Raw genomic sequence first — 21657 nt, 5'->3', positions numbered from 1 at the left:
GAATTTATGACCGGACAAATGGATTTACAGGTATAAATGACAATAGGCAACTAGCAAATCCTTGCAACTATAATGATTGATATATGATATTATTTTGATATCACAAATTAAAGCCTTTATCCGGAGATATCCAAATAAATTGTATCCTTTTTTAGGGGAGTATTTAAAATATTCTTTAGCTTTGTCTACTCAAAATTTACGCGATTGGAATTTCAATTAGATACAGACAACAAGGAGTTTCAGGATGCCCTGCAACTGATTACTCACACGCGCCAGTCTGTTTTCCTTACAGGGAAAGCAGGGACGGGTAAGTCTACATTTCTCAAATATATCTGTGCACATACAAAAAAGAAGTATGTAGTATTGGCTCCGACCGGAATTGCTGCAATAAATGCGGAGGGAGTAACCTTGCATTCTTTCTTTAAATTGCCGTTCCGTCCGATGTTGCCCGATGATCCGGATCTGAGTCTGAAAGACGGAAGGATTTTTGAATTCTTTAAATACAGGAAGGAGCACCGGAAGATCATTTCGGAAGTCGAATTGATCATCATTGATGAGATATCGATGGTTCGGGCGGATATAATTGATAGTGTCGACCGCATTTTACGTGTTTTTTCCGGAAATATGCGTCTGCCTTTTGGTGGAAAACAATTATTGTTTGTCGGTGATGTTTTTCAATTAGAGCCCGTTGTGCCATCAGACCAGAAAGAGATTTTGAGTCTGTTTTATGCCAGTCCGTTCTTTTTTTCTGCCCGCGTTTTTAACTCGATCAACCTGGTGCCGATAGAGTTGCAAAAGGTATATCGGCAAACCGATCCTGTTTTTATAAATATACTGGATCGGATACGCAATAACGCTGCCCGGAAGCAGGAGCTGGATACGCTGAATGCCCGTTGTTTTCCGGATTTTGTTCCGCGTAATGAGGACATGTATATCACGCTCGCTACCCGTCGCGACCAGGTAGATTTTATCAATGAAAAAAGATTATCGGAGCTGCCCGGTGAAGAATTTATCTCGACAGGCCGTATAGACGGCGATTTTCCGGAATCTTCTTTGCCTACCCAACTGAACCTGGCAATTAAGGAACAAGCTCAGGTGATTTTTATAGATAATGATCACGAGCGGCGTTGGGTGAATGGTACTATCGGAATGGTTTCCGGCATCGACGAAAACGGAAATGTTTACGTGCTGCTGGAGAATGGTATTGAACATTTGGTGGAACCTACTTCATGGCGCAATTATAAGTATAAATATAATGAAAAAGAAAAGCGGATCGAAGAGGAGATAGTCGGAACCTTCGAACAACTACCTATCCGCCTGGCCTGGGCGATCACTGTACATAAAAGCCAGGGACTAACTTTTAGCCGGGTTGTCGTAGACCTGACCGGTGGTGTTTTTGCCGGCGGACAGACGTATGTTGCTCTAAGCCGCTGCACTTCTTTGGAAGGACTGGTGTTGAAGAGCCGGGTTACATCACACGATATATTTGTCCGTAAAGAAATCGTTCAGTTCAGTCAGATATTCAATAGCAAGGAACTGATTGACAAAAGCCTTCGTGAGAGCGAAGCCGAACTTTTATATGCCCGTGCAGTTCATGATTTCAATAGAGGGAATATGAAAGAAGCCGTGGAATCTTTCTCGATGGCGGTCGGAAAACGGAATGAGCTTGACAAACCGTTGGTTCAACGCCTGCTTCGTTCCAAACTTCAACGGATCAATACGCAACGGGAACAAATCAAGAAATTGAAAGAGGAACTGTATGCCCAACGTGAAATCCTGAAAGAATATGCCCATGAATATTATCTGATGGGGAATGAATGCGTGACAAAGGCCAACGACCCGAATGCCGCTTTGCGCTCATTCGATAAAGCATTGAAACTTTATCCGGAATATGTGGATGCCTGGGTTCGTAAAGGTGTTACGTTATTGGATATGGGAGAAGACTATGAAGCCCAGATTGCTTTGAATGAAGCTGTCCGGTTAAGCCCTCTTTCGTTTAAAGCCCGTTATAATCGTGGTAAATGTTATCTGCGCATGAAATATCATGAAGAAGCGGTTGCGGATCTCCAAAAAGCAGTCTCAATCAAGCCCAAACACGCATCAGCACACGAATATCTGGCTGAAGCATACCGTTATGTAGGTGAAGAAGAACTGTCCCGTCAGCACCAGGATATAGCCGATAGTTTGAGAGAAAATAGAAATATTTGAGAAAGACCATAAAAATCAAAAGGAATCGTAATGGTTTGGTAACATAGATTATATATCTTTGCAGTGTTTTAAAAAAAATGTATTGATTGTTTTATTTTAAACACTACTTATATGAGGGGCTTATCTATATTCTTTCTTTTTCTTTTTTGCTTGACATTCGGTCTGAATGCTCAAATAACAACATCAGGAATCAGTGGTAAAGTTACAGCGGAAGGTGAAGCATTAATTGGTGCAACCGTTCAGGCAGTCCACGAACCGTCCGGTACTACTTATGGAACCGTTACTAATGCGGATGGGCGCTATAGCCTGCAGGGAATGCGTATCGGGGGGCCTTATTCGGTCGAAGTTTCTTATGTCGGATTTCAGAAGGCTGTATTTAAGAATATTACGCTTCAACTAGGTGAAACTTATCTGTTGGATGTAACATTGACAGAGTCACTATCGCTCGATGAAGTGGTTGTTACTGCATCGAAAGCAGCCTTGTTTAATTCCCAGAAAACAGGGGCGGCCCAGAACTTCAATCAGGAACAGATCCTTTCGACTCCGACGATCAACCGTAGTATTTTCGATATCACAAAAATGAATCCATTAGGTGTGAATACCGGTGCAGGTATGTCTTTCGCCGGATCGAGTAATAAATACAACTCTTTCCAGATCGACGGTGCGGTCAGCAATGATGTCTTCGGACTTTCCGACAGTGGTACCAACGGGGGAAAGACCGGTATGAACCCGATCTCTCTGGATGCAATTGAAGAAATACAAGTTGTTATAGCCCCTTTCGACGTTCGTCAGGGAGGTTTTACCGGTGGTGGTGTAAATGCGATCACGAAGTCAGGTACAAATACTTTTCACGGTTCTGCTTACGGCTATTATAATAATGAGAAGTTTTATGGTAAAACAGCCGGTAAAGATGTAAAAGAACGTAAGAAACTGACCGATTTGTCTACCGAAACGTATGGCTTTACATTCGGTGGCCCGATTATCAAGAATAAGCTGTTCTTCTTTACGAACTTTGAACGGACAAAAGAGTTTCATCCGTCGTCTAATAATATCGGATCAGAATCTTCTTCATTGAAGCAAGAGGAAGTCGATCAGGTAATAGGAAAAATCAAAGAGCTTTCCGGAGGATATGACGGAGGTGGCTATGGCCCTCAGGATGTAGATACCTATTCAAATAAGTTCCTGGCCCGTATCGATTGGAATATTAACCGGAATAATAAATTCACGGCGCGCTATAGTTTGCTGGATGCGAGTAAGATGAATTTTTCGAATAGCAAAAGTTATGCTAAATTGAACGATTGCGGTTATTATAACACTAACTCCACCCATTCATTGACTATGGAACTGAATACCACGATCAATCCGATGCTGGCAAACGAATTGAGAGCCGGTTGGACACGTGTCCGTGATAATCAGGATGCAATAGGAACTCCTTTCCCCTATGTGAAAATAGCCAATATGACGGGAGGAAGTCTGGAGTTTGGTACAGAAGCCAATTCTTCTGCCAATTCATTGGATCAGGATATTTATACTATAACGGATAATCTGACCTGGACGAAGGGAGCACACGCCATCACTTTCGGAACTCACAATGAGTTTTTCCACATGGCAAACCTTTTCATCTCCAGTAACTATGGCTCGTATACTTATGCTTCGCTAAACGATTTCCTTTCGGTAGGAACGGCAAACGAAGCGATGCCTTCTATCTATAACTATTCTTATTCCCGTGAAGATATAACCGGAACGAAACGCTGGACTCCCAAATTCGGGGCTGCACAACTTGGTTTTTACGTGCAGGATGAATGGAGTGTGACTAATCTGTTCCGTCTGACTTATGGTTTGCGTGTGGATGTTCCTCTTTTCTTTGATACTCCAAGAGCAAATGATCTGTTTAATAACTCTGAAATAGCCCGTCAGTATGGGGTTGTTACTAACCAGACAGCTTCCTCTAAACCGCTCTGGTCGCCGCGTGTTGGTTTCCGCTGGAATCTGAATGAAGACCGGACGACTTTATTGCGTGGTGGTCTCGGTATCTTCACCGGTAGAGTTCCTTTTGTTTGGTTATCAAACAATCTTTCAAAAACAGGTATAGAGATGGGAAACACATACCTCTCCGGAAAAGGTTTTGATGAAGCGCAGGCAAATGGCTTTAAGTTCAACCCCGATCCATCCAATCAATATTTAGGTAAAACGGGAACTTCCGAAATCAACGTATTGGATAAAGACTTTAAGTTCCCTTCCGTATTACGTGCTAACCTGGCTTTGGAACATACCTTTGCCTATGGCATAAAAGCAACTGTTGAAGGACTATATTCAAAGACCCTGAACAATATACTTTACAATAATATCAATTACCAGCCGACCGGTACATTGAATAACGGAGGAGATAACCGTCCTACTTATGAAAAACAGGACAGGAACTTTACCCAGATCATGTATTTGACCAATACGAATAAGGGCTATAGCTATAATCTATCCGCTAAACTGGAAAAAGACTTTGATTTTGGTTTGAGTACTATGGTCGCTTATACCTACGGACAATCCAAATCTGTTTCCGACGGTGATGGATCGCAGGCTTCGTCCATCTGGAAATATAATCCTGTATATTATGGTGATACGAAACAAGAACTGACCTGGTCTTCATTTGATGTCCGTAATCGTATCGTAGCTTCTGTTTCGTACCGGAAAGAGTATGCACGTCATTTTGCAACAACTGTAAGCCTGTACTATACAGGACAAACCGGAGGCCGTTATTCGATCGTTTATAATAACGATATAAACGGTGACGGTGCTTTCAGCAATGACCTGCTTTATATTCCAACCGATGCGGAAATGAATAATATGGTATTCTCCGATCAGAAGACGGTAACAGCCGCTGAGCAGAAAGAATCTTTTATCAACTGGATCAACGGAACGAAGGTATTGAGAGAGAATAAGGGAAAAGCGTTGGAACGCAACCAAATGGTATTGCCTTTCGAACATCACTTCGATTTCCATATTGCACAGGACTTCTTCCTGAATGTATCCGGACGCCGGCATACGCTTCAGTTGAACTTCGACATCTTGAACGTAGGAAACCTGTTCAAGAAAAGCTGGGGCTTATATAATACGACATCCGGCGGATACGATATGGCTCCTGTCGTTTATAAAGGCGGAACTTATCAGTTTACCGAAGCAAATACAAGACTGTCTTATCAGGATTTGCTTTCCCGCTGGCATGCACAGATCGGTTTACGTTATATGTTTTGATCGATATTTGTCGGAGAACACGATAATTAAAGAAAAAGGCTCACTATATTTGTGGGTCTTTTTTGTTAAGATATAAAATATGAAGAGATTCTCTATTGTACTTCTGGGATGTATTGCTTTCCTGTTATTGGTGAGTTTAAGTTGTTCGACCCATAATCAGCGTGACCGTTATGTGGTCGTTCTTTCGATGGACGGTTTCCGTGCCGATTATCCCGACCGGGCTTATACACCGACATTAGACTCTTTGGCTGCTGTGGGTGTCCGTGCCACCTTCAGGCCGTCTTTTCCCAGTGTGACATTTCCAAACCATTATAGTATGGCAACCGGCCTGCATCCCGATCATCATGGACTCGTAAATAATTTCTTTTATGCCCCCGATCTGGATAGTATCTACCGCATGGCAGATCCGACTCCCGGTTTTTATGGAGGAGAGCCCATCTGGAATACAGCAGAAAAACAAGGTGTCCGTACAGCTTCTTTCTATTGGGTTGGTAGCGAATATTCGATCCAGGGACGCCAACCGTCTATCTGGAAACCTTTTGATAAGAAAGTACCTTTTTCCGACCGTGCCGATTCGGTCATATCCTGGCTGCAACTGCCCGAAAAGGAACGTCCCCGGCTGGTGATGTGGTATATGGAAGAACCGGACGGCATAGGACATCGTTGTACGCCCGATTCTTCAGAAACATTACAGAAAGTGGAGGAGCTCGACCGCGTATTGAATCACTTCTTTACGGAAGCCCGCAAACTGGACATATTTGAGCAGATCGATTTTATTGTTCTTTCCGATCATGGAATGGCCACTTTTACCCCGGATAAATATGTCAACCTGAATGATTATTTGCCCCGGGATAGTTTCGATTATATATTTGACGGTGTCCCGACTTTGCTGTATCCGAAAGCCGGATATACCGATAAAGCCTATGCAATCCTGCAACAAGTACCCCACATAAGGGTCTGGAAGAAAAATGAAATACCGGAGAAATATGTATATGGCTCTAATCCCCGTATCGGCGACCTGTTTGTAATGCCGGATATCGGTACCTATCTCGATTTCCGGCCGGAATCCAGTCCCCGGCTGGCAGCCACGCACGGATATGATAATTTTGCTCCCGAAATGCAAGCCATATTCTATGCTGCCGGCCCGTCTTTTAAGCAACATGTGGAGTTGCCGGCTATGGCAAATGTGAATTTATATCTGATCCTTGCACGCTTATTAGATATAAAACCTGCCCCTAATGATGGCGACAGTCTGGTAGTGAGTACCTTATTCCGATAGCATTTGATAATAAATATGGATAAAACGGAAAAAACAACTTTTTTTGCGAAGTTTGTTGCTTTTATAGTAAAATACCCGGATTATTCAATTACATTTGTGTCATATTTGAGATTGATTTAAGTTTGTATCAGAAGTCCTTGCTCACAACTTGATTTGTTAAGTAAACTTTTTATCCAACACATTCAGGCTCAATTAACAATTAAATTAAAGTTTACAAGATGAATCTTTACATTTCAAATTTAAGTTACAACATCACAGATGCTGACTTAAAAGAATTATTTGCAGAATACGGAGAAATCGTTTCAGCAAAAGTTATTATGGATAGAGAAACCGGCCGTTCAAGAGGATTCGGTTTCGTTGAGTTAAGTGATGACGAGTTAGCAAAAAAAGCAATCGAAGAATTAAACCAGGCAAGCTATGATGAAAAGATCATCAATGTAACAGAAGCCAGACCTAGAGAAGACAGAGGCGACAGAGGTGGTCGTAGCTTCGGAAACAATCGTGGCGGTGGCTACGGTGGCGGTAACAGAGGCGGCGGCTACGGTGGTGGCAATAGAGGCGGCGGAAGATATTAATTCCTTCACAACATAAAAAAAGCGATCGGAAACGGTCGCTTTTTTTATTGCTATCATAAGGAATGTATAATACACTAAAAGTCATAATTCATTCCCGGACAAAAAGCGAGTTGACTACTTGCACTCTTGATCTGAATCTTATTTTCGCGGGCTAGCCATCCGATTGCAGACCATAAATCAGCTTCACACAATGAGGTCGCTTTTTTCAGCTCCTCAAAACTCCAACATCCACCATCCAGTAACAGATTCCAGATAGTACCTGCATTTAATCCAATTGTTCCTTTCGTCATGACAAACTCTGTTTTATGTTTATGGTATGTTTTAAATAAACTGTATTTAAAGGGAAAATGATATATTTGAACTGCTTTTTTAGCTTGTTTTAAAAGATAGGGTGCTTGGGTTAACCCTTATTTTCTTTATCACTTTATTTATATAATTTTGTTCATGTATTCATATGCAACAATTTCTAAAACCGATACCCTACCGACAAATTCATTCCCTGCAAGGTAAAGCTGTTAAGGGTATAGGTTGCCAGTTTCCTGGTACCGCTGCCGGGGATTAATTCGTAGACATCGACGGCATCGTTACGATAGCCTACCTGTAGCCCAGCTTCGACATAGAAACCCCGCCAAACCGGTTGAAGCCAGCCCACGGAGATCCCGGCGCCATAGAACAAACCGGTACTGTTATCCTCCAGCTTCTCCTTTATACGCACATTGAAGCTCCCGTACTGTCCATACACGCCGGCATACAACCCACGGAAACGACTGTCGCCCCACAACCACCAGCGCGGTTCCACCTCCAGGCAGGTCATGCTGAACAGATTATACCGGTCCCCTTTATTGTAAGGCATCGCAAAGGCAAACGACACCTGCGCCGAGAAACGATCCATAAAGTACACCTCCGCTGCCGCATTCGCCACCGGCGAATACATCGATCCGTCCGGCAACAATCCGGCAAACAACAATGCATTCGTCTTTATACCCAGCCCGACAGCCCCCCAAAGAAAATGGTTGGCTGGTGCAGTCGTTTTTGTTGGTGCAGGTTTTGATGCAGGTTCAGTCACAGTCTTCATTTTCTTTGTCTGGGCTTGCTCTGCTACAACCTTCTGCTGTTCGGTTACAACCGGGTGTTTCCTTACTTCTACGATCACGCGGTTATCCAGGTCGGTACGGGTATCGACATCGAGCTCGAACAGGTCGGGGTCGTCCAGGCAGCAGCTCCCCGTCAGATACTCCTGCAGAAAGGTAGCCTGTCTCATCGCCAACTCGCGGGCGGCAGGGTCGTAGCGTTTTGAGACACTCTGAAGCGCTGTCAGTGAGACGGTATATTCGTCCGTTGACAGTTGGTGGCGGCAGTCCGACAGCAGCGTGATCAGCTCTTCCAGATTATCGGCTGTTTGCAGCCGTTGGTGGTTGATACGTTCCGTTCCTTTGATAAAATGGATGGTGTAGCTCTGTCCGGCAGCTGTGAAGGCCAACAAACAGAGTATGGCCAGCAGTCCGGAGAATCGTGTACGTTGTTTCATTTCCGTATGTTATTTGATTGATTGTTGTTTCTTTTCATTGTTTCGCCAGGGCTTTTCGCCAGATTACAAGCTCGCTGCAACGATATGGGTTCGGTGGCGTCTATCCCGTAGTCGGACGGGCGGGGCAGTTCCAACTCGATACCCGAGGGAAGCGCATCGAACGATGACGTATCGAGCGACGACAATACCCTTATATTCCGGTCGTAGATATAGACCCAAAACACTTCTCTGCCATAATAAAGCCGTGCCAACGAACGTAGGGTCATCCCCGGACGTGTAATGATAGAGGCCGGAATGATTGTCGCAGTCTTTTTACGACGGGGCTGCTTGACTTTTTTGATAGTCTTTGCAGCAGACGGGCGAGTAGTTGCCGGGGTAATAGCGACGGGTGTGGCTGGCGACATGTAGTCCGTCTCGTCTGTATTATCCACGTTGCTCGCCTCGTCCGATATCTTATCGGCTACCCAGATGCTGGTGTCCTCTTCGGCAGGCGGTGCAGGCGGGGGATATTGAAAATCGGTTTTCGCCGGTACAGGCTGTTTCGTTTCCCGGTCCCGCCCCGATATCCACAGGGAACCGGACAGCAATAAGAGGTTGGCTCCCAGTAGTGCACCGCCCCAGAGCTTTATTCTCTGTTGTTCTTTCCGGATATTTACCAGTTCCTTGCTCTCTTTCCGGATGTTTTCCGAATTACGATCTTCTTCCCCCATCATTACGGTATATTTATTATTTATATTTTCAAATATCCTCAATCTTCCACACGATACTTCCTCCGGTCATTGGTGTCGCCTTCATCCATGACAGATCGGTCTGGTATGCTTTTTTCGCTTGTGGATTTACCTTTAGCGTACGCTGTCCCGTAATGTCTACTCCGCCGAACGTTTCTGCCGGGTAGTCGGCATCCAATACCGGTACTTTTCCTGTACGACGACAGGTCACGACCGACAGGTTGCGGCAATTATAAAAAGCTCTTCGCCCGATCTCCGCCAGTGTAGCAGGCAGGTCGACTTCCGTAAAGCCCGTATCTTCAAAGGCACTGGCTGCGACAAGCGTCACTCCCGAGGGAACCGTCAGCTTACCGGAGTTGTCGGAAATACCGGATACGGACGACAGGCTCTCCTTGAACACCTCCACACCGATCGCCGTCAAACGGCAGGCAGACAGATCCAGCCCCTGCAATGCCGCACACCTCATAAAAGCACGCTCCCCCAACTCACTGAGTGAAGCAGGCAACTTCAGCGTTCCCGTCAGGTTCTTGCAATTATAGAAGGCTTCCGCCCCGATCGTTGTTAACGAGGTGGATAAGGTCAGCGTACCCTCCAGATTGTAGCACTCGCTGAAAGCCCCTTCGCCGATCTCCGCAAGGCTCATCGGCAATGTCAGTTTTGTCAGTGTATTGCATGCCCGGAAGGCATCCTTGCCGATTGTTCGCAGCGAAGGAGCCCCCGACAGGTTCAGCTCGTTCGATTCGCTTTCGGTAAAGGCACCGGCAAAGGCACGTTCACCGATCGACTGCAGGCTGGAAGGGAAAAGACCGTTTATCACCAGACCGGAACATCCCTCGAAAGCCCGGTCGCCAATCGCTGTCAGCACCGGTGATCCCGAAAACGCAAGCTCTTTCAGACGACTACCGGCAAACGCCGCGTTCCCTATCGACTGCAGACCCTTAGGTAACACTATCTTCTGCAATGTCCGGTTTGCTTTGAACGCACCCTCCGGCATATTCATCATCGCGACATCGGCCAGGTCAATATCCTCGACCGCCAGCGCTGCATTGCGCAACGTATTGATATCATCCGCATTGATCCCGTTTCCGGCGACCAGACGGATGTGTTTATATCGCTCCTTTCTGGAAAAATCGATGAACGAAGCCAGTGTCCCCGGCGTCTCCAGCTCAATATAGGCCCCTTCCGTACCGCTCTGGTTGATCCGGATCTCCACCGGCCCTTTATCCTCGGGTGTCAGGTGGATCACGGCGCTGCGTTTGCCGGCCGCAACATTGTCTTCCAGACGGAAATGAAGTTTTCCGGCACTGGAATAAATATCTTGTACCCACCCCGAAGCATTGTCTCCGGCATCATAATCGACCGTTGCCCGGAAAGCACCCAGGTTCACCGGCACGGTTTCTATCACCACTCCCACCTCCGGGAGATTATACAGGCGGGGGATAAGTTCCGTGTCCGTCACCTTGGCGGCTGCCTGTGTAACGGTGATAGTAACTTCGAGGGGAATGTCACTCTGCAGGCGCAGGGTGATTACTGCCGTACGCGCTTCCGGCCGGGTGTTCTCTTCTACTTTGAACCGCAAGGTGCCGCCCAGCTGTACACCGTTGGTTCCGCTCAGCCAGGGAGCATCTTCGGGTAGTTCCACCTCAAAGGGGCCGCTGGCAGTTACCGGGACCTCGAATGTTTCGCCTGCCACGGCTGCTTCGTACGATTTGATTTCGGGCAGAAGCACATTCTCCCGTCCCCGCTGTACCAGGGTAAAGGTATCTGTCAGCAGGGTGCCCGTGCTTGTATCGCTAATTACCAGGCGTGCCTTACGCGGCTCTGTCTTCGTATTCGGTTGAAGCTTCAATTGGAGACGTTCCTCCGCCGGCATCGCTTTGCTACCGGGCGGCAAGCCGATCCACGGGGCATAGTCGAGCAGACGTAATCCGTTCGACACCGTATTTTTCATCAGGGACAGTTCGTAGCGCGTATCGGCGGCATCCACCGTATCGCGATTGATCACGAAATACAAGGCCCCGCGTCCTCCCTGCGTGACCGTCACCTCCGAAGAAAGGGTTCCGTTGCTGACGGTCACTTTCGCGGTACGTGCATCATAGGTTTTATTTTCTTCATACACGAGCACCAGCGTCTCTTCCTTCATCGATTTCAGATCGGAAGGTTGCAGCCATTCGGCATCGCTCGTGACTTCGTAGTCCGCTGTATTGGTGGACAGGGTGAACTCCACGGAGCCTGCTGTCCAGGGCACAACGGCCGAGTTGCGATCCAGTCCCAGTACATCCTGTTGTGCCTGCGACACCTTGATCGTACTGATCTTATGGCCCACCTGAATATCCACCTGCGCCGTGCGGGCCTCGGTTGTGGTATTAGCCGCCGCCGTCAGCGTCAGTTGGTAGGTGCCCGCCCCGCCTTTATCCGGCGAGACAGTCAGCCAGGGTTCCGACGACACGGCAGTCCAGGCATGGCTTGTCCGGACCTTCACCGTTTGGGTACCGCTGGTCTGCGTAAACGACAGACTCTCTTTCCCCTCTTCAATGCGTGCCGAATGAGGTAGCTCCTCCTGGCACCCAGCTAACAGCAAGGTGCTCAAAAGGAGGGTTGTCAGTTGTTTTATCATGTTTTATTTATGATTTACTATGTTGAAAAGATCTATGCCGGGTTTAAAGCGAACTGTGGTGCGCTCGTCGAGCATGACAGGAGCACCGGTCTTAGGGTTACGTACCGGGCGTGCGAGTTGTTTGCGGGGATAAAAACGGCCGAAACGCAAGAATACGATTTCTTCTTCACGTGCCAGAACTTCGGTGGTTAGCGCAAAAAAGTTGTCTACAAATTTGTGTACTTCCGTTACCGGACGGCCAGTACGCACTGCTAACTCGGAAATGAATGTTGTCTTGTTCATATTGTTCTGTTTTATTAGTTGTTGATACTTATTTGTTTATTCAATGTCGATCTTTGGGGTTGAATGCAATTGCTGTTCCTGCCATTCCCTGAAATAATCGCGTTGCCGGTAAGTGTTCAAAGGCGGAGTTATCCGGATGCATTCGTCGTCGGCAAGTGTAGGATACTTTTGGGAGAGTAGGCGTAGATACTCGTCGGGGATGCATATGCAGACAAAAGAGCTAGAGGCATCGGTATGGCTCCAGCTTGCTATGACCTTGGGACAAAGCAATGCCGTATAATAGGCTGAGTAGCCGAAGGCTATAAACCGGCCGTTCAGCATATATATAAAGATTTTACTCGTATTGGTTTGTTCTTTTTCCAATATTATGTCTATTCTGTTCATATCGTTCGTTTTTGGAGGTTAAAAGTCTCTTACACATCTGAAGTACATAGCGGTAGTCTTTGATATAAAACCGGATTGCGGTGTAGTGGCATTGAAATCCATATACCAGGCCTTGTTCGTCGCCTGCTCCGTGGCGCTCCAGTATTTATTCTCAGTCAACTTACTTGCCGGCGGTGAAGCATAAATTGTATTGATTCCCTCCCTGAACAACCACATCAGCATCAGCTCCCGTTGGGTAGGCAGGCGCCAACTGCCTTTAGGGAATTCTGTCGTGGAATAATTTTTGCATCCTCCGCTAAAACCAGAAGCAAAAGTTCCATCCGGATCGAGGTTCATATTATCACCTTCTGTTCCTGAATGGAAGCCCATAGCTGCCGCCCAATATTTGCCGCTCTCTTCTGTCGGGGCGATGATAAAGCGGAAAGGTACTTTGTCATTCACGCTGGTGTTGGTTCCATTCCCTTTCGATTCTGTATGCCGTATGGTTGCACCGTTTCTCGACAGTTTCATGCCCAGGGGCCAGATGGCGCTTTCGGGTATACCTGAGGAGTAGAAGACGGCATAATCACTGCCTGGATTAGCAGAATTAGTCCCTTTCAGGAATTCCTTTTTTAATTGCTGTCCGACGGCGGCTACTGGAAGCAGGCTAAGTATGAGTGCTGTTATAAATAATTTATGTATCATATGTTCCATTTTAAAGTTCATGCCGATGTTTTTATTGTATTGCGTCACCCGAATTCAAATCTTTGATGCATCGAAGGTTATAGAGTTCATTGGGCGACAACTGGGGGCTTTGGCCAGTCCATACCTGTATACCCCATGCATACGTACCATTAGCTGTCGATGACCAATAATATGTGTTAGGCAATGTTTGGAGAGTGTTCGACCCGCCTACATAGATAGCGAGCGACTGGCCGAAAGAGGGTGTGTACCAAGTCATGGCTTCTATATTGGGTGGTAATGTAGCGCCATTGAGGGCGACACACCCTGCAATTGCCGGATAATCAGTGCTCTGTCTTAAATCCCAGGTATTCTGACGCCCATCCATTAAGCTGTTGGGGGTGGCAGGCATGGAACCGGAGTTCAGCCATTTTATTCCGCCCGAAGGGTTCACATCACTGATATAAACCTCATTACGCTTCTCGTATCTCCAGATGGAGGCATCCCCCGGAGTCTGCGTCACTACCCCCTTATCATTATACATTGTGAGTTTACCGCCAAAGTAGCCGGGGATAAATTTAATCACACGTGAATCGTCGATGTTTTCGTTTGTTATGTGGATGTCGTAGGTGTATGAGTAGTTGGGAGAAACACTATAATTGTCAGTGAAGTTGCTTCCCATGTGGATCTGGTAGATTACCGACCGGCTAATTACGTTTCCCGCCATCTGCACCCCTACAATCTGAAGGTAGGTGGCTCCTACAGGAGCATTGACTCTACGCTTTTCCGGGGAAGTATACGGTACCGAATGCTGAAGGTTGACCGGTAAATACGTGGTAATAGGAGCGTTGCTGGGAAATGTTATCGGTTGTTGCTTATAATTAGTATACCCGACAGTTTCCTCCGGAAAAACAGCAGTCTGACCTATCGAATAGTAAAAGCTCTTTTTGGGGATCTGGATGAACTGGTAGGTCCAGGTCTGGTAATTTTTTTCTATCATGCTTTGTGACAGGGTGAGAGTTACATTCACCCGGGCTACTGTGCGATAAAGCATGATATCCGCCTGTTTGTTAGCTGCTACAACCGTATTTGTACTTCCGGCAAAAATGGGACGATTGCCGGCTGCATCATAGAACAGGGGAAAACCGTTTTGATCGGAGGATATTCCCAGAGCATTAAAATCAGCCAGGGTAGTCTGATCTATACTCAAATTGTCAAAGGTGTGCTCCGAAGCATTTGCTATGACGATAATCTTGCTCTTTTGGTTCTCTATGCCCAATTTTACTAATTGTACATCTTTTACGGATGTACAATTATTCTTATAAACTAATTTGCCATCAGGATTTATGTTATCAAACTGAAGCACCCAGAAGTTCTTTATTTCGTCTTCATAGGTTGCGCGGGTTACCGGGGTTTTCACCAGGCTTATCTCCATGCCTTTGCATACCTCAGTAGAACTGACGATATCACCGCCGGCCTTAGTGTCGGCAGAGGGAGGTGATTGCATTGGCTGTATGTTCAATGCCAGTTCTACAGGGACGAGTTCTCCGGATTTGCTCCCTTGCGACAGGGGCGTGTCGGTATAGGTTTCGTCGGTACAGGCGCCCAAAAGGAGTATCAGGCTTATTGTTTGTATGATCTGTTTCATATCTATGCTATTTATATCATGGGTTATTTGTCGGTGTCTCTGACACAGCGGACATAATTAGTATCATATTTGGAGGATTTTACGGGAAATATATCGCCATTCTTTACCAGTCTACCTGTAGAAAAACAATAATCAAGGTCATATTCGGTAGCACTCCAAAGCTGATCCGCCTTGTCTTTCATTCCTTCAGGAATGTTATATGCAAGGAATATTAACTCACTTATTCTGGGCAAACGCCAGTCTTTATGTCCTCCATCCCTAAGATCTATACAAGCCTGTTTAGCTAAAAGAGCTCCGGTTACTTCATCCTTCCATGGAATCATAGCTCCTCCTGCTCCAAGGCTTTTGGCAATCGTCAGGTTTGGATAAAACGGTACATCCTCCATATATTTCATCCATCCTTTAAATAGTGCCGGCAGTTGCCCGTCAGTAGGAATTTCATACGTATAATACTCTCCATTATTATTTTCGGCGACTTCTCCAAGATAGCTATGGAGCTGGTGATCACCTGTTGTTAACACACGAAACCCTTTTTCTGAACTCCCCAACGATGGTTTTAAATTATCAAATCTCCTATTGACCGATGTTACCCCCACCGTTCCTTCTCCCAGTTTTTCTTCTGTAATCTTCACTTCCTGCCAATCGGATAATGAGAGTACCATTTCAGAGTTGTTATAAACGACGTTGTATGTGTTGTGTTTGCCTTTTTCAAAGCCATACATTCCATTTGCATTATTCATGTGTGCTAAGCTAAGGGGGAATGAAAGAACTTCTGTTTCACCGATTGTCGTGCCCGGCACCTCAGTCGTGATGCGGATCACAGCATCGGAGTCCTTCATGCCGGCACTCATAAAGGACGGTACAAGGAAGTTGAACTCAGAGGGTGAGACACTCAAATCTGTTATATAGGGTATTTTTACGGCAGGGACGCACGTTATCATAAGGGAACCGGGAGTACCGCCCTTATTTACATCACCTGTTTTCGGATTGATGGTACCACTGACCATTATGCCATTCGTGCTATTGGTACTATTTTCGAGACTGACCGCCGTAACGTCAACATTGTCATTGGTCGTCAATTTCGACAGCTTGATCGTCACCCAACAGAAGGCGTGGGAGAATGTCAACGCAATAGGGTAGCCATCGGTTACCGACTGCGAACCGGTAGGAGAAGATAAATACAGCAAGTCTTTCCAGGTTGTTGCATCTCCGGACAGGTCGAAAGGTACACCATTCTTGACAGTGGCACCGGATACCCAAGGGTAATAACCTGTTATGTTAACTGTCTCCCCATGCTTTACTTGCAGGGAGGAAATAATTTGACTGTTTTTGTCTTTATACTCCCATGATTCGGAGCTTGTACCTTTCATAAGGATAGATTGCATATTATCCTCTGAACCGGCTGCCAAAGCGCTTCCTGTTCCGTTGGTGATAAACATGCCGAACGTATGCGTACCATTCGGGAAAGCTGTTCCTTCCACCATCCTTGCTCCATAGATTGTTTTGGTGGTCGGGCTGTCGGATATGGAAGCGGTAAAATGAAGTTCGGTATTTTCCGGGTTTTCTTTTTTTCCGGGCAACTCTCCGCTATCGCAGGCTGTGGTGCACACCCCCAGCGAGCATACACTGATAATTGTCCATATCCGGGTTGGTGTTCTTCTTATGATCATATGTGTGTCTATATTTTCTGTTATTATTATCTGACTTCACGGACGCATCTTATCGAAAATCGGTCTGTTTTTGAGTTTAAAGAGATCTCTCCCCGCGCATTTACAGCATACGCCCTATCATCACCCTTCTGATTTCCTTCCGTGCCGGTCCAATAGGCCTGAGTTGTCACACCGAGCGAGGTAAAACCTTTGGATTGATTGATCGCCTCCTTGTTTAGCCACAGGAGACATAGCTCTGACAATCTGGGCAGGCGCCAGTCGGAACGTCCCTGTCCACGATAATCCCAACAGGCTTTTTTGGCATTCAATACACGGCTCTTTCTGGGGGCTCCTTGAAGTGTCTCTCTCCATTGGACATTTTCTGCGGCATTGTCGGGGGCGATAACCAGTTTTGCATAAGGGCCTTCTCTGTTGCATGCATCCTGAGGCCCCGTATACCAGCCACCGTTACCCGTTCCGTTATAGGTGTTGTCTGCTACTTCTCCCAGCAAATCATTATAATGAAGCATACCCTTTTCTCTCCAATCATCCGTCATAAAGTAAGGTGTTTTCTCTTTGATAGTTATATCTACAGGTAGGTTGGTCACTTTATCAGTCATTCTGCCATTTGTTTTTGTACCGTTTATTCCATTGAAATTCATTCTTACCAACATATCCGGGTTAGGTGAGCCGGAGGCTCCGTCTTGCCATGGAATGACACTGGTGGTGAAACTCAGCCCGACCGGTTTGCCGCTGTAGGCCGCATCGGCAGTAGTGTATCCGGGAAGGCTTACGTTTGTGATGGTGAAGCGGTAGATTTTATTGCGCAAGACATCCTGTAATTCAGTCCCTGCTACGTTGGTCGGCTGATCGGTGAAATCGATGCGGTAGAAGTAGGTTGTACCCTTGTAGTCGCCGCCTATGACAAGAGCCATACGCTTTTCGTGATTCGTATCGTAAACTTTACCTCCCCCAAAAGCAAATTCTGGGATGTATATTTCGGATTTACAATAGGTGTCGGAAGTGATAGCAGCTCCAGTGTATTCAAAGTTGTGGGCACTCACGCTTCCTGCCGGTGAAGCAGTGTCAACGTAGGGTATCTGCATGTTGTACTTCACTGTTTGCGGCAAAAGCGCATACCTGTCCTGGGGTTTGTATACATATACATGGGTCAGGTTGAAACTAACACTCCCTTTGTCCCATACATCATAGTCTTTATTGTAAGTGCCTACCCCGACATCTACCCGTGCCACGGCACGCAGCAGGTGGGCGGTGGGGGGCGTCATATTGTGTTTTATTTCCAGCGGTGAATCAGAACTGTCGCCGGCAAAGCCGATCATCGGTATCCCGGTGTCGGCAAATGCCAGCGCAGTACCCAACTCCCCATTAGTTAAAACACCTTGTACGTCATTATATGCCATGCCCATTTGTACCTTTGAAAAAGGGTTTTGGTTAGCGACCAGGAGCAGCTTTGTATCTGCTCCCGATACGCTACAGCGGAGGGTAAAGGTAAAATCCCCTGAGCCGCTGCCAATAACCGGTGTCCCGGTTGCAAAGTATTTCAGTCTATAGGTTAGGTTATCATTTTTATCGAGTTGAAAAGCAAGTATATATAGGTTGTTTATTGCGTTTTCCTCATCTGCTGTCAATCCTTTGGTAGAAAGAGTATGCTCGTTGCTCGCAGTGGCAACTTTCAGGGTGACTGTCGTATATTCGTCGTCCTGTCCATTGTTGTCGCCGTCATCCGGTATCCGTTCGTAGCTACAGGTGCATAAGAAAAGGGCAGCACACAGGATGGTGGCGGCCGTTCTTATTTTTGACAGGTGTGAATGTTTCGTATGCATATCTTGTCTGTTTGTGTTTATCGTAAGGATTCCGCCGGGAGCAGTAGGTCTGTCCGGAGGGAGATAAGGAGAATATCAGCCAAAATCATCTTCCTGTCATCCCCGGACAAGCCCGGGATCGTTACAACACGAATGTGTAATGCGTAGGATGAGTGGGCAGATCGAGTCCGCTATGGCAGTGTTTGATTTTGGCTGATATTCGGTTTGAGCTGATTAATTGAATGGCTTATTGACGGTAGCATCACTCCAGTCTGTCGGTGTAACGGTTACCGCGACATCTGTGGGAATGACTTCAGTATCCGGATCCGGGACACCACCGCCACCACCATCTCCAGGCAGGAAGCTTCCATTAAATGTCACAGTGACCGCATAGGCTTTACCCGGCTCGATCGCACCTTTATCGCTAGTACTGAAGGTTACGGGGAAATAGTACGTCGTCATGTTAACATCACCCACATTTTCCTTATACTGGTATTCGATCAATAAGGTTGTATTAGTTGTGCTTGTTGTCGGATTCTCGAAAACATACCAATAGCCGATGTCATCAATCTGGCCACTCGGGTCAAAACCTCCAGGAGCAACTGTAATATTTTGACTGAAATCTGTAACTGTTGTTTCTCCACCTGGACTATTGGGTAGACCGGTTGCAAATACAGGTGTAATCAGATTTCTTGTTATCGCACCATTTGGTAAACCGATAAAAGAGTTTGTGGTTCCATCCCCGATATAATATGCACTTGTATTCACATGTGACATGATAGCTTTTGTCAACTTGAAATCTGTATCATAGGTCCCCAGGCTCGTCGTCCCTCTTACAAGTGATTTCAAAATGATTTTTGAAGCGATGAAGTTTAAGGTGACATTGGCATCTGCATGACCGTCTGTTTTATTGCTTACCGTATTATTACCTGACATTAAGACCTTACCTTGTGTTTGTTTAGGATTCGTATTATCAAGCAGGGACACTGTAGCAGTCTGCAAGGATGTTAGCGTATTGACAGAAAAAAACTGACCGGGGGCGGGAGTTTGTTGTGTCAAATCCTCACCGATATTGGCTATTATGTAAATAGACTCTGCCTGGTCTGTTGTTGTAAAGGTTGTTGTCTTAGTACCAGTACCTGGGGTTCCATCAGCTAAACCGGTTGTATTGTCAAAATACTTTTTAGTGATGATAGCGCCAGCCTGACTCACACCGAATACGGTAATGTCATTGATCGTTTTATCACCGGCATTGTCGGCTGGGGTGCCGCTTGTACCTGCTCTTGTGCCCAACGGGCCACTACTGATAGTCAGTTTGACCTCCATTTTATCACCATTTTGCGGTCCCGGGGGATCGATGTTAAAATTCTCCGTTGTACAACTTGCCAATGCCGCTATTGCCAGCATGGACAGAAAGATTGATTTCATTTTCATTTGTTTGACTTAATTATTAATAATAGTGTTTCTAAAAAATGCTTGTCTATTCAACTGGTAATCGCGCGATGCGCGTGATCCCTTTCGCGTGAGGTGCGTGATAGCCATCGCGCGAAGCGCGCGATTACTATCACGTGATGCGCGCGGTTTTCTTTATTCTATCACAGGTCTGTCGTCTTCACCACCGCCACCTCCGGGAGTATCGGCCACATCGCCTACCACGAAGTTGTCGGGCATCGTTGCCGTGCGGGGTGTTTTCAGTGGGGCTGCGCCGTTGCTGCCTAGCTGCGTGCAGAGCGTCACGTTCCAGACAGAGCCGTCGGGAGCTGTTGCGGGGAGCACAAAACCTACCTGCGTAGGGGTGTTGGGATAGAGTTTAGCTGTGGGGAAGAAGAATGTTTCGCCCGAATCGCCGTCGGTGCGCCGGATGGTGACACCGATCTGGCTACCTTCGCCGCCCACCTTGATATGTTTGCCTTTAATAACGCAGGTCTGCCCGGCACTGATCGGCATGCCTTCGCCACGGGCAGCGGCTGCGGGGTTTTGTGCGTCTTGTGCACTGACCACCATAAACAGTTGCGGGCCGGACACAGACATCTGTATATCGACATCTATTTCGGCTTCGTCGAACGCCTGACGCATTTCCTGGCTCATGGAGTAGGCCACACCTAGCTTAATGCGTTTGCGGTCGGGTGCCGACATGAGTTCGCTTTCGAGGAAAACACCCTGGGAGGTGGGGCGGAAATAGCCCAGCAGGGTACTGACGCTATAACCGGAAGAGAGGTACCACATCATGCGCTCCATCAGCAGATTACCCGTGCGGGTAATTTCGTCCACATCTTCCTGGCGGGTGCTGAGGGCCGCTACTTCGCTGGCCAAGTCGCGCATTTTCAGACATTTTTGCAACTTGGGTTGCAAGTAACGATCGTTTGTGACGTCCTGAGTAAATGTCAGGTCGAGGGCTTTGAGCGTGAGCTTCGCCTTCTGGGTCGGGTCTTTTGCCATAACTGTCTGTTTTTTAGTTGCTGATATCTGTTTATATTATCGGTTTACAAATTAGCCGGGAATTCGAAGGATACTAAATTTATATCAGTAGCTCCCGAGTAGAAAAACAGGGATAAAACAGCCGTATTCTTTCCCCTTTTTGCTTGCAGGATGGTCTGACGTAAAACGTAACCACGTGTGCCCTAGTGCTTGAACATTGCATAGATAAAATGACTTAGTTCACTAAAAACTACGGTGAAAAGACGGAAAATCAAAGCTTGTAAACAATCGTATATTATTAACCACAGATAAGTTAAATAGAAAATCGGGAGATAGACAATAGCTAAAAGAACTCCCTTTGGTACCCTCTAAGTATGAAATAATTGAACAAATAAGGTCATGTTTGCTCAATTATTACTCACACGCTATGAATTTTAATTGCCAGTTTGTATGATAATCAAAATTTTTATATATCTTTGCGCAATCTTGACACAGTTTTTAGTGAACTATGGCAATTCCTCTCCATAAAAAAAGAATATTAAAACGTAATCACCTTGTGTTTTAATTGTTGGTCAACAATTAAAATTATTTATGTTCAAATTTTTTTCT

The 21657-nt window shown here is 46.2% G+C and carries 16 protein-coding genes; 4 read left to right on the top strand and 12 right to left on the bottom strand.

The window, feature by feature from the left end; genetic code table 11:
- Window positions 1-204 precede the first annotated feature (204 nt).
- The 4 genes from HMPREF1536_RS04730 to HMPREF1536_RS04715 all read left to right on the top strand — a co-directional run bounded on the left by HMPREF1536_RS04730 (window position 205) and on the right by HMPREF1536_RS04715 (window position 7311).
- Entirely contained in the window at window positions 205-2208 is a 2004-nt protein-coding gene (locus tag HMPREF1536_RS04730; RefSeq protein WP_028726868.1) for a tetratricopeptide repeat protein, read from the top strand.
- Window positions 2209-2319: 111 nt separating this feature from the next.
- Window positions 2320-5457 (top strand): TonB-dependent receptor, encoded by a 3138-nt coding sequence (locus HMPREF1536_RS04725; protein WP_028726869.1) that lies wholly within the window; start codon window positions 2320-2322, stop codon window positions 5455-5457.
- Window positions 5458-5536: 79 nt separating this feature from the next.
- Window positions 5537-6736 carry an alkaline phosphatase family protein gene (locus tag HMPREF1536_RS04720; protein ID WP_028726870.1) on the top strand — a complete coding sequence of 400 codons (1200 nt, stop codon included), beginning with the start codon at window positions 5537-5539 and terminating at the stop codon, window positions 6734-6736.
- A gap of 218 nt (window positions 6737-6954) precedes the next feature.
- Window positions 6955-7311, top strand: a complete 357-nt coding sequence (locus tag HMPREF1536_RS04715; RefSeq protein ID WP_028726871.1) for an RNA recognition motif domain-containing protein — start codon at window positions 6955-6957, stop codon at window positions 7309-7311.
- 74 nt (window positions 7312-7385) lie between these two features.
- Here HMPREF1536_RS04715 and HMPREF1536_RS04710 read toward each other — a convergent pair whose 3' ends face one another.
- From HMPREF1536_RS04710 to HMPREF1536_RS04655, 12 genes are all read right to left on the bottom strand, one after another.
- The gene (locus tag HMPREF1536_RS04710) at window positions 7386-7601 is read right to left on the bottom strand and encodes a winged helix-turn-helix domain-containing protein (protein ID WP_028726872.1); all 216 of its coding nucleotides are present in this window, start codon (window positions 7599-7601) and stop codon (window positions 7386-7388) included.
- Between the two features lie 176 nt (window positions 7602-7777).
- The gene (locus tag HMPREF1536_RS04705; protein ID WP_028726873.1) at window positions 7778-8839 is read right to left on the bottom strand and encodes a DUF3575 domain-containing protein; all 1062 of its coding nucleotides are present in this window, start codon (window positions 8837-8839) and stop codon (window positions 7778-7780) included.
- Window positions 8836-9552: a hypothetical protein gene (locus tag HMPREF1536_RS04700; RefSeq protein WP_225607984.1), complete on the bottom strand. Its 717-nt coding sequence runs from the start codon at window positions 9550-9552 to the stop codon at window positions 8836-8838. Before HMPREF1536_RS04700 ends, HMPREF1536_RS04705 begins: the two co-directional genes overlap by 4 nt.
- A gap of 25 nt (window positions 9553-9577) precedes the next feature.
- On the bottom strand, window positions 9578-12184 hold the full coding sequence (locus tag HMPREF1536_RS04695) for a leucine-rich repeat protein (RefSeq protein ID WP_028726874.1): 2607 nt from the start codon (window positions 12182-12184) through the stop codon (window positions 9578-9580).
- Window positions 12185-12187: 3 nt separating this feature from the next.
- Entirely contained in the window at window positions 12188-12466 is a 279-nt protein-coding gene (locus tag HMPREF1536_RS04690; RefSeq protein WP_028726875.1) for an HU family DNA-binding protein, read from the bottom strand.
- A 36-nt stretch (window positions 12467-12502) separates the two neighbouring features.
- A complete protein-coding gene (locus HMPREF1536_RS04685; protein WP_052349794.1) occupies window positions 12503-12850 on the bottom strand; it encodes a hypothetical protein in 348 nt (115 codons plus the stop codon).
- Between the two features lie 18 nt (window positions 12851-12868).
- On the bottom strand, window positions 12869-13534 hold the full coding sequence (locus HMPREF1536_RS04680) for an Lcl domain-containing protein (RefSeq protein WP_225607985.1): 666 nt from the start codon (window positions 13532-13534) through the stop codon (window positions 12869-12871).
- A 31-nt stretch (window positions 13535-13565) separates the two neighbouring features.
- On the bottom strand, window positions 13566-15158 hold the full coding sequence (locus tag HMPREF1536_RS04675) for a DUF4906 domain-containing protein (RefSeq protein ID WP_028726877.1): 1593 nt from the start codon (window positions 15156-15158) through the stop codon (window positions 13566-13568).
- A gap of 23 nt (window positions 15159-15181) precedes the next feature.
- Window positions 15182-16828, bottom strand: a complete 1647-nt coding sequence (locus HMPREF1536_RS04670; RefSeq protein ID WP_052349795.1) for a fimbrillin family protein — start codon at window positions 16826-16828, stop codon at window positions 15182-15184.
- A 26-nt stretch (window positions 16829-16854) separates the two neighbouring features.
- The gene (locus HMPREF1536_RS04665; protein WP_028726879.1) at window positions 16855-18651 is read right to left on the bottom strand and encodes an Lcl domain-containing protein; all 1797 of its coding nucleotides are present in this window, start codon (window positions 18649-18651) and stop codon (window positions 16855-16857) included.
- Window positions 18652-18864: 213 nt separating this feature from the next.
- The gene (locus HMPREF1536_RS04660) at window positions 18865-20019 is read right to left on the bottom strand and encodes a fimbrial protein (protein WP_150115602.1); all 1155 of its coding nucleotides are present in this window, start codon (window positions 20017-20019) and stop codon (window positions 18865-18867) included.
- Between the two features lie 198 nt (window positions 20020-20217).
- Window positions 20218-21069, bottom strand: a complete 852-nt coding sequence (locus HMPREF1536_RS04655; protein ID WP_028726881.1) for a DUF4469 domain-containing protein — start codon at window positions 21067-21069, stop codon at window positions 20218-20220.
- Window positions 21070-21657: the final 588 nt, after the last annotated feature.

The organism is Parabacteroides gordonii MS-1 = DSM 23371 (assembly GCF_000969825.1).
GTDB lineage: Bacteria > Bacteroidota > Bacteroidia > Bacteroidales > Tannerellaceae > Parabacteroides > Parabacteroides gordonii.
This window is presented reverse-complemented; position numbering and strand designations above follow the sequence as displayed.

Bases quoted from the DNA above. Each gene is read 5' to 3' on its own strand.
- HMPREF1536_RS04725 (WP_028726869.1), top strand. From the start codon at position 2,320: ATGAGGGGCTTATCTATATTCTTTCTTTTTCTTTTTTGCTTGACATTC.
- HMPREF1536_RS04720 (WP_028726870.1), top strand. From the start codon at position 5,537: ATGAAGAGATTCTCTATTGTACTTCTGGGATGTATTGCTTTCCTGTTA.
- HMPREF1536_RS04715 (WP_028726871.1), top strand. From the start codon at position 6,955: ATGAATCTTTACATTTCAAATTTAAGTTACAACATCACAGATGCTGAC.
- HMPREF1536_RS04710 (WP_028726872.1), bottom strand. From the start codon at position 7,601: ATGACGAAAGGAACAATTGGATTAAATGCAGGTACTATCTGGAATCTG.
- HMPREF1536_RS04705 (WP_028726873.1), bottom strand. From the start codon at position 8,839: ATGAAACAACGTACACGATTCTCCGGACTGCTGGCCATACTCTGTTTG.
- HMPREF1536_RS04700 (WP_225607984.1), bottom strand. From the start codon at position 9,552: ATGATGGGGGAAGAAGATCGTAATTCGGAAAACATCCGGAAAGAGAGC.
- HMPREF1536_RS04695 (WP_028726874.1), bottom strand. From the start codon at position 12,184: ATGATAAAACAACTGACAACCCTCCTTTTGAGCACCTTGCTGTTAGCT.
- HMPREF1536_RS04690 (WP_028726875.1), bottom strand. From the start codon at position 12,466: ATGAACAAGACAACATTCATTTCCGAGTTAGCAGTGCGTACTGGCCGT.
- HMPREF1536_RS04685 (WP_052349794.1), bottom strand. From the start codon at position 12,850: ATGAACAGAATAGACATAATATTGGAAAAAGAACAAACCAATACGAGT.
- HMPREF1536_RS04680 (WP_225607985.1), bottom strand. From the start codon at position 13,534: ATGATACATAAATTATTTATAACAGCACTCATACTTAGCCTGCTTCCA.
- HMPREF1536_RS04675 (WP_028726877.1), bottom strand. From the start codon at position 15,158: ATGAAACAGATCATACAAACAATAAGCCTGATACTCCTTTTGGGCGCC.
- HMPREF1536_RS04670 (WP_052349795.1), bottom strand. From the start codon at position 16,828: ATGATCATAAGAAGAACACCAACCCGGATATGGACAATTATCAGTGTA.
- HMPREF1536_RS04665 (WP_028726879.1), bottom strand. From the start codon at position 18,651: ATGCATACGAAACATTCACACCTGTCAAAAATAAGAACGGCCGCCACC.
- HMPREF1536_RS04655 (WP_028726881.1), bottom strand. From the start codon at position 21,069: ATGGCAAAAGACCCGACCCAGAAGGCGAAGCTCACGCTCAAAGCCCTC.